This window comes from Streptomyces mexicanus, assembly GCF_902506575.1.
Taxonomy (GTDB): Bacteria; Actinomycetota; Actinomycetes; order Streptomycetales; family Streptomycetaceae; genus Streptomyces; species Streptomyces mexicanus.
Genome location: NZ_LR732544.1, coordinates 6,761,121 through 6,771,684, shown reverse-complemented (window position 1 = coordinate 6,771,684; position 10,564 = coordinate 6,761,121). Strand labels below are relative to the sequence as shown.

Annotated in this window: 7 protein-coding genes; 5 read left to right on the top strand and 2 right to left on the bottom strand. The window is 70.2% G+C overall.

What is annotated here, in order from left to right; genetic code table 11:
- The first annotated feature begins 327 nt into the window (after positions 1-327).
- The 3 genes from GV126_RS30260 (at position 328) to GV126_RS30250 (ending at position 6,075) form a co-directional block, all read left to right on the top strand.
- Positions 328-1,953 (top strand): ABC-F family ATP-binding cassette domain-containing protein, encoded by a 1,626-nt coding sequence (locus GV126_RS30260; RefSeq protein ID WP_159672627.1) that lies wholly within the window; start codon positions 328-330, stop codon positions 1,951-1,953.
- A 256-nt stretch (positions 1,954-2,209) separates the two neighbouring features.
- Entirely contained in the window at positions 2,210-2,986 is a 777-nt protein-coding gene (ddaH, locus tag GV126_RS30255; RefSeq protein ID WP_159672625.1) for a dimethylargininase, read from the top strand.
- A gap of 413 nt (positions 2,987-3,399) precedes the next feature.
- Positions 3,400-6,075 carry a DEAD/DEAH box helicase gene (locus tag GV126_RS30250; RefSeq protein ID WP_159672624.1) on the top strand — a complete coding sequence of 892 codons (2,676 nt, stop codon included), beginning with the start codon at positions 3,400-3,402 and terminating at the stop codon, positions 6,073-6,075.
- 488 nt (positions 6,076-6,563) lie between these two features.
- On the opposite strand, the gene GV126_RS30245 is transcribed toward GV126_RS30250, so the two are convergent.
- Entirely contained in the window at positions 6,564-8,564 is a 2,001-nt protein-coding gene (locus tag GV126_RS30245; protein WP_236570180.1) for a hypothetical protein, read from the bottom strand.
- A 303-nt stretch (positions 8,565-8,867) separates the two neighbouring features.
- Here GV126_RS30245 and GV126_RS30240 point away from each other — a divergent pair, with 303 nt between their 5' ends.
- Both GV126_RS30240 and GV126_RS30235 read left to right on the top strand, forming a co-directional pair.
- On the top strand, positions 8,868-9,200 hold the full coding sequence (locus GV126_RS30240; protein WP_159672623.1) for a competence protein CoiA family protein: 333 nt from the start codon (positions 8,868-8,870) through the stop codon (positions 9,198-9,200).
- Positions 9,201-9,257: 57 nt separating this feature from the next.
- A complete protein-coding gene (locus GV126_RS30235; RefSeq protein ID WP_159672621.1) occupies positions 9,258-10,136 on the top strand; it encodes a hypothetical protein in 879 nt (292 codons plus the stop codon).
- Between the two features lie 108 nt (positions 10,137-10,244).
- On the opposite strand, the gene GV126_RS30230 is transcribed toward GV126_RS30235, so the two are convergent.
- Positions 10,245-10,529: a hypothetical protein gene (locus GV126_RS30230; protein WP_159672619.1), complete on the bottom strand. Its 285-nt coding sequence runs from the start codon at positions 10,527-10,529 to the stop codon at positions 10,245-10,247.
- Positions 10,530-10,564 lie beyond the last annotated feature (35 nt).

The window sequence follows — 10,564 nt, the reverse complement described above, 5'->3', positions numbered from 1 at the left end:
GTCCGGGGCTCCGGGGTCCGGATCGCCACCCCGTGCCCGCCGTCGCCCTCGCCGGATATGCGTTGACAGCGGCTCCGTCCTCTCGTACGTTGTACAGCGGTCCTGTTGCCGTCGATAGGAGAAGGACGTTGCTCGTCTGAGGTCCTCGGACACCGCGTCACACCGCTCAGGTGTGTGCGTCGCGTGCGACCTCGGCGTACGAGCCGTCCGGAAGTCCGGCTGCGGGGCTTTTTCGTTGCCCTGTGCCCCTCCTCCACGCTGACCGTCGTCCCGCGGTGTCTCGACACACGTGTGCCCCCATCCGCACCCAGCAACCGCGAGGCGCCCATGTCCGCATCCGTCACCTGTACGTCCCTGTCCTTCGCCTGGCCCGACGGCACGCCCGTGTTCACCGGTCTCGACGTCTCCTTCGGCCCCGGCCGCACCGGCCTGGTCGGCGTCAACGGATCGGGAAAATCCACCCTGTTGAAGCTGATCGCGGGAGAACTCACTCCGGCCGACGGCGCCGTCCGCGTGAGCGGCGAGGTCGGCCGGCTCCCGCAGAACGTCACGCTCGACACCGCACTGCGGGTCGACGAGGCGCTCGGCATCGCCGAGCAACGGGCCGCGCTGCACGCCATCGAGGCCGGTGACGTCCGCGAGGCGCACTTCGAGACCGTCGGCGACGACTGGGACGTCGAGGAGCGCGCCCTGGCCACGCTCGGCGAACTCGGCCTCGGCCACATCGATCTGGACCGCACCATCGGCGAGGTCTCCGGCGGCGAGTCGGTCCTGCTGCGCCTGGCCGCGCTGCTGCTGCGCCGCCCGGACGTGCTGCTGCTGGACGAACCGACCAACAACCTCGACCTGTACGCGCGGCGCCGGCTGTACGCGGCCGTCACCGCCTGGCCCGGCGTGCTCGTCGTGGTCAGCCACGACCGCGAACTGCTGGACCTGGTCGACCAGATCGCCGACCTGCGCGGCGGGGAGGTCACCTGGTACGGCGGAAACTTCTCCGCGTACGAGGCGGCGCTCGCCGTCGAGCAGGAGGCCGCCGAGCGGACGGTGCGCACCGCGGAGGCCGACCTGCGCAAGCAGAAGCGCGAACTGGCCGACGCCCCGGTCAAACCGGCCCGCCGCAAGCGGTACGGGCAGAAGATGTGGGACAGCAAGCGCGAACCGAAGATCGTCATGGGAGCCCGCAAGCGGGCCGCCCAGGAATCCGCGGGCAAGCACCGCATCCTGCACGAGGAACGGCTCGCCGAGGCCAGGGAACGCCTCGACGAGGCCGTGGAGGCGGTGCGCGACGACGACGAGATCCGCGTCGACCTGCCGTACACGGCCGTGCCCCCGGGCCGGGGCGTCCTCACCCTGCGGGAGCTGACCATGGCGTACGGCGCGCGCGTCGAGGGCGGCCTGGACCTGCACGGCCCGGAACGGGTGGCGCTGATCGGCCGCAACGGCGCGGGCAAGACGACACTGCTGCGCACGATCGCCGGGGAACTGCCCCCGGTGTCGGGCGAGGCGACGGTCCACGTCCCGCTGCGGTTCCTGCCGCAGCGGCTCGACGTCCTCGACGGCGAGCTGAGCGTCGCCGAGAACGTGGCGCGGTTCGCGCCGGGCGCCACCAACAACCACATCCGGGCGCGGCTGGCCCGCTTCCTGTTCCGGGGCGCCCGGGCCGACCAGAAGGCGGCGACGCTGTCCGGCGGCGAACGCTTCCGGGCCGCGCTGGCCGCGCTGATGCTGGCCGAGCCCGCGCCGCAGCTGCTGATGCTGGACGAGCCGACGAACAACCTCGACATGGCGAGCGTGCGGCAGCTGACGACCGCTCTGGAGTCCTACGAGGGCGCGCTGATCGTGGCGAGCCACGACCTGCCGTTCCTGGAGTCGATCGGCATCACGCGCTGGCTGCTGCTGGAGGAGGGAGAGCTGAAGGAGACCAGCCGGGAGGCCGCCACCGACCCGGTGTAGCCGTCGGGAGACCTGTCCGGGCCGCCCGGCCCCGCGGGCCGGGCGGCCCGGCGGACGGACGGACGCGGATGCCCGGCCGCCGGACGGCCGGCCCCGGGGCGCGCCGGGGATCCGTGCGGGCCAACGGTCCGGGCGGGCCGGGCACATGGCCGGGCGGGCCCCGGATTTCCGCCCGGGCGGACGGTGTCGCATGATGGCCCACCGGTGCGGCCGTCCCCGCACCGAGAGGTCCACCCCGCCGATACGGAGATCGCTCGTGCCCAGCCAGAAGGCCCTCGTCCGCCGCCCCGGCCCGCGCCTCGCCGAAGGGCTCGTGACGCACATCGAGCGGGAGCCGGTCGACGCCGAGCTGGCCGTACGGCAGTGGGAGGCCTACGTGGAGGCGCTGCGCGCCCACGGCTGGGAGACCATCGAGGTGGAGCCGGCCGACGACTGCCCCGACGCGGTGTTCGTCGAGGACACCGTCGTCATGTACAGGAACGTCGCCCTGATCACCCGGCCCGGCGCCCGCTCGCGGCGCCCGGAGACCGCCGGGGTGGAGGAGGCGGTGGCCCGCCTGGGCTGCTCGGTGAACTGGGTGTGGGAGCCGGGCACCTTGGACGGCGGCGACGTGCTGAAGATCGGTGACACGGTGTACGTCGGCCGGGGCGGGCGGACCAACGCCGCCGGTGTGCAGCAGCTGCGGGCCGCGTTCGAACCGCTCGGGGCGAAGGTCGTGGCCGTGCCGGTGAGCAAGGTGCTGCATCTGAAGTCGGCGGTGACGGCGCTGCCGGACGGCACCGTGATCGGACACATCCCGAAGGTGGACACGCCCTCGCTGTACCCGCGGTTCCTGCCGGTGCCGGAGGAGTCCGGCGCGCACGTGGTGCTGCTCGGCGGCAGCCGGCTGCTGATGGCCGCGAGCGCGCCCAGGACGGCGGAGCTGCTGGGCGACCTCGGCTTCGAGCCGGTCGTGGTGGACATCAGCGAGTTCGAGAAGCTGGAAGGATGCGTGACCTGCCTGTCGGTGCGGCTGCGCGAGCTGTACGCCTGAGCGGGTGAGCGCCCTCCGCTCACCGGCCTCGGGGCCCTCGGGTTCCGGGGCTTTTCCGTGTGCTGCGCGGCTCTCGCGCGGCCGGCGGCGAACGGCCTGGTCAGCACGTTCGAACGGCTCTTTACGGCACTCTTAGCCTACGGCTTCGTAACCTACGGACTCGTAGCCTACGATTCCGTAGGTTGCCGCGCGCCGGACCGCTCGCCGACGCGTGCGCCGTTCCACCCGTTCCCCGTTTCCCCCACCATCCGGATGGTGGCCGATCGGGCCGGGCTCATGCCCGCCCGGGTCCTGGCGCAGCTTGCGGAGCAGGTCGTGGTGGGTGAGGACGGTACGGTGTCCGTTCCGTCTTTCACGCCGTCCCGGTGATTTCCCGATGCTGCCGGAAAACGAGTTTTGGGGAGGTTTTCTCAATGCCGGGTATTCAGCTCAAGGAACACCAGGTCGATCAGAAAGCGGCTTTCCGTAAGTGGGTGGGATTCCCTGCAAGATCTTCTGTGCCACCGGAGGGTGCCCGGGCCACGATCGTGTCCGCGACCGGGTCGGGCAAGACGATCACCGCGGCCGCGTGCGCGCTCGAGTGCTTCCCGGGCGGCCGGATCCTGGTGACCGTGCCGACCCTGGACCTGCTCGTGCAGACCGCCCAGGCGTGGCGCCTGGTGGGCCACCGCTCCCCCATGGTCGCGGTGTGCTCGCTGGAGAACGATCCTGTGCTGGGCTCGCTGGGGGTGCGCACGACCACGAATCCGATCCAGCTCGCCCTGTGGGCCGGGAAGGGGCCGGTGGTCGTGTTCGCCACGTACGCCTCCCTGGTGGACCGCGAGGACCCCGAAGACCCGACGGGGCGGCGGAAGGTCCGCGGGCCGCTGGAGGCCGCTCTGGCGGGCGGGGAGCGGCTGTATGGGCAGCAGATGGCCCCGTTCGACCTCGCCATCGTGGACGAGGCCCACTCGACCGCAGGTGATCTTGGCCGTCCGTGGGCGGCGATCCACGACAACACCCGGATCCCCGCCGACTTCCGCCTGTACCTGACCGCGACCCCGCGCATCCTCGCCTCGCCCCGGCCGCAGAGGGGGCCGGACGGCCAGGAGCTGGAGATCGCGTCGATGGGCCAGGACTCCGAGACGTACGGGCCGTGGATCGCTGAACTAGGGCTCTCGGAGGCGATCGAACGCGAGATCCTCGCCGGATTCGAGATCGACGTGCTGGAGATCCGCGACCCCTCCCCGGTCCACGGGGAATCCGACGAGGCGCTGCGGGGCCGGCGCATGGCCCTGCTGCAGACCGCTCTGCTGGAGCACGCCGCGAAGTGGAACCTTCGCACGGTCATGACGTTCCACCAGCGGCTCGAGGAGGCCGCCGCTTTCGCGGAGAAACTGCCTCAGACCGCCGCCGAGCTGTACGACAACGACGTCTCCGACGCCGACCTGGCCGCCGCCGACCAGCTCCCCGCGTCGTCGATCGGCGCGGAGTTCTACGAGCTGGAGCCGGGCCGCCACGTCCCCCCGGACCGGGTGTGGTCGGCGTGGCTGTGCGGCGACCACCTCGTCACCGAGCGACGCGAAGTGCTCCAGCAGTTCGCCAACGGCATCGACGCGAGCAACCGGCGTGTGCACCGGGCGTTCCTCGCCTCCGTGCGGGTCCTCGGGGAAGGCGTCGACATCACCGGCGAACGGGGCGTGGCAGCCGTCTGCTTCGCGGACACCCGCGGCTCCCAGGTCGAGATCGTGCAGAACATCGGCCGGGCACTCAGGCTCAACAAGGACGGCTCCACCAAGGTCGCCCGGATCATCGTGCCCGTCTTCCTGGAGCCCGGTGAAGATCCGACCGACATGGTCGCCAGCGCCTCCTTCAGCCCCCTCGTAGCCGTCCTCCAAGGCCTGCGCTCCCACGATGAACGCCTCGTCGAGCAGCTCGCCTCCCGCGCCCGCACCCACGGCAAGCGCAAAATCCACATCCGGCGCGACGAAGACGGGCGGATCATCGGGGCCAGCGGCGCAGGAGACGGCCAGGACCACGAGCACGACGACACCGACGCTGCCGCCGAGTCCGCACTGCTGCACTTCTCCAGCCCCCGCGACCCGGCCACCATCGCCGCCTTCCTGCGCACCCGGGTCTACCGGCCCGAATCCCTGGCCTGGCTGGAGGGCTACCAAGCCCTGCTCCGCTGGCGGAAAGAGAACCAGATCACCGGCCTCTACGCCGTCCCCTACGACACCGAGGCCGAAGTCGGGACGACCAAGACGTTTCCCCTTGGCCGATGGGTCCACCAGCAGCGCAAGACGCTGCGGGCCGGGGAACTCGATCCACACCGCAAGGAACTGCTCGACCTGCCGGAGGCCGGCATGGTCTGGGAACCCGGCGAAGAGGCATGGGAGGCCAAGCTCGCCGCGCTCCGCTCCTACCGGCGGGCCACCGGACACCTCGCCCCGCGCCAGGACGCCGTCTGGGACAACCCGGCCGACGGGGCAGAGGTGCCGATCGGGCAGCACATGGCCAACCTCCGACGCAAGGGTGCGAAGAACGGCCTCGGCAAGGACCCGGAGCGGGCGGCCGTGCGCGCGGCACAGCTGACGGAGATCGACCCAGACTGGGACTGCCTGTGGCCGCTGGACTGGCAACGCCACTACCGCCACCTCGCCGACCTGGTCGACGCCGACGGCCACCTGCCCGACATCACGCCCGGCGTGCTGTTCGATGGCGATGACATCGGCCGATGGCTCCAGCAGCAGAAAAAGCCGGCCACTTGGGCGCAGCTGTCCACCGAGCAGCAGGAACGACTGTCCACGCTCGGCATCAAACCGCTTCAGGCGCCGTCCCCCGCCCCAGCAGCCACACGCGCGACGAAAGGCCCCAGCAAGGCACAGCAGGCCTTCCAACGCGGCCTGACGGCGCTCGCGCAGTGGGGGGAGCGGGAGGGCGACCGGCCGGTACCAAGGGGGCACAGCGAACAGATCACGGTCGACGGCGAGGCGGAGCCGGTGGTTGTGAAGTTGGGCGTATGGGTATCGAACACCAAATCGAGGAGGGACCGGCTGGACACCGACCAACTCGCCGCACTACGAGAACTCGGCATGAAGTGGGCGTGAGGGCCGCCGCGGCTACCGCCTAATCCGCGTCCACCGGACCACGGGCGGCAACTCTGAGCCGCCCGTGCCAACGTCGATAAGGCCGCGCTACGACCTGCGCCAACGGCGGTTTTGCCGGGGCAGGCCAAGCCGGGCCTGGACGGTGCGCTCGAGCCAGTCGACAAACTCGTCAGGCGTGTCCGGCTGGAGGGGCAACACCCAGCACCTCGCCCACTCCTCATACTTCGAACGGGCGCTGGCCGTGTGCTGCCGCAGCCGAGAGACAGCTGCCCCCCGACGCGGAAGTCGGGTCGGTCGGGTCCGGCCGGCGTAGCAGGCCATGCCGTCGGCGTTGACGACGATGTACACGGCCCGCTCCTCCCGGCCGCTGTCCTCATCGATGCCGAGGGGACAACACCTGAACTCCTCGAGCCAGGGCCGAGCCAGGTGTGCGAGCGCCGCGTACCGGTCCGGCGTCATGGTGACGACGCCGGACCACACGGGAGCCGTCACCGGTTGCGCGGCTTGCGCTCGGAGATGAGGCGCAGATCGTCGGCGATGTCGTCGATCTGGTTGAACGACGCCTCGACCTCGACCCACGCGAGCTTGTCCGTGGTGCCGTTCTTCTCGCGCAGCTCGAACAGGTCACGCAGGCGGTCGACGGCGGTGCTGAGCTGCTCCTGGAACACCGTCAGCTTGTCGGCCTCCTGCTCCGCCGGGGTCTTCTTCTCCTTGCCTGGGGCCTTGGCCTTCCAGCCGTGCCGGACGGCGCTGCGGAGCATCGCGTTGTAGGTGGAGCCCCGCCAGTCGGTCTTCTGCTCGACGAGTTCCTGCTTCTCCGTGTCCCACCAGCGCAGGGGCAGGCCCGCGCGTACGCGTTTGATCGCGTCCGCGAGAATCAGGCGTCCTTCCCTCTGGGCGAGCAATCCCTTGGTGATCAGACCGACGCTCGTGCGGGCGATGGTGGTCCCGGCGTCCGCCTCGGCCGAGCCGGCGGCCGCGAGGAGGTGGCCGCTCATCACCAGGGAAATCATGCCGAGTGCGCCGAGCAGCAGCGTGGCCTGGGTCTCTCCCGTGTCCGCGCGGCCGAGGAGTTCGTCGACCTTCGTGTCTGTGTCGATGTTCTCGACGACCCAGGAGTTGTCGACGAGGTCCTGCCACAGGCAGATCGTCTCCAGGGCAGTCCGCGGCGAGTTCGTGGGCATGCTCGCGGAGTAGGAGCGCAGCCCCAGCTCGACGATCGGCCCGTTACGGCGGCTGAGCACGAGGTTGCCCTCGGTTTGCAGCTTGCTGCGCACCAGCGCGTTGAACCTCGGGCTCTTGTAGGTCAGATGCTGCATAACGAGGGCAAACCGCAGGTCGGGAAGCTCGGGGTTAAAGCCGAGTCCCTCCATCGAGGCGGCGACGTCCCCACGGCCGATCAGGGCGTCACGGGTGGCCCGGGCCTGCGCTTCGGGGCCCAGGAGCCCCTCGTCGTACAGCCCGTTGATGATCTCCTCCGCCTTCACGGCGTTCTTCGCGCCGTCGGCAAACACCTTGCCGCCGGTGTTCATGCGCAGCAGCAGGGAGCGGACGCCGGCGGGGAAGCGCTGCATTCCACGCTGAGCGTTGTCGTCGCGGTAACCCACGATGACCGTGACGGGGATGGTCAGGGCGTTGAGGGCCATGGCCCACTTGTTGCGGTCCCTGATGTCGGCCGAGGAGCCGGTGCGCGGCTCCTTGAGACGGCTGTACGCGGCCTTGATCACCTTGCGGACCAGCTCGCGACGGCGCTCGAGAGACATTCGCATCAGGTGCGAGGGCCGCAGCACCACACGCTTCTTGCTCGCGTCCCCGATCAGGGAGTCGTCCACCCATCCGCGCGGCACGGGCGGGATGCGGTGGTAGCAGAAGGCGAGGCGGCAGTTACCGTCGACGGCGGTGAGGTCGTCAGCGGGCTCGCCGGTCTCGGACTTGAAGGTCACCGGCACCAGCATCAGCGGGCGCTCAACGAGCCGCTCCCCCACTTCCTGAGGGTTGTCGGTCAGTACGCGCTTCGCGGACCGATCGACGGACTCCTCGATGTCCTTGTAGGCGTCAGGGTGGATCAGGACAGCATGCTCGGTGTGGGGCCCGGGCATGGCCAGGGCCTTGCGTACGTCGGCGGCGTGCGGATCGGCCGCGTAGGAGACTTCGGCCAGCAGACGGTCGTTCTCGATCGCGAGCGAGACCATGGGAGAGTAGGCCCGGTAGGAGATGACCATCAGCCAGCCGGTCTCCACCCGGTGCCGCTCGACGCGAATGCCCTCGAGGTCCTGGGGCTCGACGGCACCCTGGACGAGGCGGCGGATTGCCTCATCGGAGAGGTGGACGTCGGGGTGGTTCTGCAGGTACTCCTCCGCGTTCGTCGTCGCGCTCGGCGGAGGAAGCCGGTGTTCGAAGTCGCCGTCGACGTTGCGGAAGTCGGTAACGGGGATGACCTGGATCTCGTTGTCAGCCGACTCGAACTCCGGCATGGAGGTGTCGCTCACGCGACCGCCCTTCTAGGTACGGCCGCACACAAAAAAGATGGCGCGGCCTGCGGAAGTACGCGAGGCAGCACCATTCGGAGGAGCTACGCACCCTCGTCGCCGTCGGAGGACCGCAGTCCCACGGGGCGTACTCGGCGTCAGTGTGTAAGCCGTCGGCAATCCGGTTGCCCACCCTAGGGATGGCGGGTGAGGAGACGTGGGTCGTGCGCACGCGGACCGCAGTCCTATGCGCAGGCGTCCGGCCGCTGCATCAACGGCGTCAACTAACCAGGATAGTACTGGCGCTTGTCACGCGGTACCGGAATGCGAGAACAGGGAGGGGCGGCCCCGCAGGACCTTGACCGGCCGGAGTCGTGTGAGCTGCTGAACGAGTCGTGGGAGCACCACATGCTCAAGCTGGAGATGGCGGGTGCGATCCGGACGGCCGGGTGGTTCGCGACGTTAGAAGTGCCGGCGGAGGACGGGTCGTGGCGGGCGGACGCCATGGCCTCGTCCACGGACGGGAGTCGGCGCATGGCCTGGGAGGCGCAGTTGTCGCCGATCACTGTGGACGACATCGCCGCCCGCACTGACCGGTACGCCAAGGAAGGTATCCGAGTGTGCTGGGTGCACCCGGGCGCGCGGCCGCCGCAGTGAATCACCGCGGTGCCGGCCGTCCGAGTCAGGGCTCCGCAGGAGCGGAATGAGCCGTGGGTGGTGGACGACGGCCTCGCCGGGTTCGTGTACCGAAGCGGGCGATGGAAGTTCCAGGAAGAGCCCTTGGAGCGGTTCGTGCGGTGGGCGCTGGAGGAACAGCTCGTTTCCGCTGAGGTGCTGCCCCGGTACCGGCGGGTGTATCTGGTGGTCGACGGTGAGCAGCGGCGGTTCCGCCGGGATCGGTGGTGGACGTCGCAGAAGTCGATCGCTGACCAGGGCAGGCACGAGGTGATGCGGCAGCGGCAGGATGCCGCGCGGGTGGAGCGGGAGGCGCGGCAGAAGGAGCAGGAGGAGGCTGCGGAGCGGCGCCGCCGGGAGGTGGAGGAGCAGGAGCGGGCGCGGAAGGCCGAGGAGGCTGAGCGTCGACGGCTGGAGCGAGAAGAGGAGGCGCGTCTGCGCCTTGAGGAGGCGCGGCGGCGGTGGGCGGAGGAAGCTGAGCGCCGGGGGCGGGAGAGGGCGGAGCGCGAGGCGCGTCTGGCCCGGGAACAGGCCAAGCGTGAGGAGCAGGAGCGCCAGGACCTGGAGACGGCGCGGGCGTGGTGGGGCCGGCTGTCGCCGCAGCAGCAGACCGAGCTGTTTACTGCCGTCGCTGAATACGCCTGGCGCGAGTCGAGTGTTCGGGTGGGGGTCCCGGAGAAGCCGATGATGTGGCCGCAGTACGCCCGCGGCGTTCCGGTTCATGTGGCCGACAAGCGGCGGACGCTGTACGGGATCGTGCGGCCCAGCCCCGACCTGGTAGCCGCCTGCCCCACGCTCGCGGAGGAGCTGGTCTTGGCCCGTAACGCTCACGAGGCGCGCGAACTCGCCGCCGTCCTGCCCCAGGGCCGGATCGTCCACCTCTACCTGCCCGAACACGAGCAGCTCACCGTGTGCTGAAGCGGCCGTCTGGCAGCACTTCAACGGCAGCAGGATCGCAACCACGTGGTGCTGCCTCTTTTCCCTTGGCGCTGGGGTGGGCCCGACCGGGCCCACCAGGCAAGGCCCTCAGGTCAGGGCAGCGTGGCCGGCCTCGGTGGCCTCCATCAGGTCGGGCCGCTCTCCGTTCGCCGGGCGGACGATCCGGATGAGACCGCCGTCGTGCAGGTCGATCGTCGCCTTGTAGAGCCCGAACTGCTTCTCCTGCCATGCCACGCGCCGGGGGTCTTCCTCGGCGGCGCTTCGCTCGAAGTCCGCCGGGTGGATGGTGTGAAAGAAGTCGGAGGCGGCCACGGGCTCTGGTGACTGGGCGATCAGGCGAAGGAGCTCATACTCATCAGCGTTCAGCGTCATGACGGCAGCCTAGAGGGCCGGCTGGGAAGGATTGA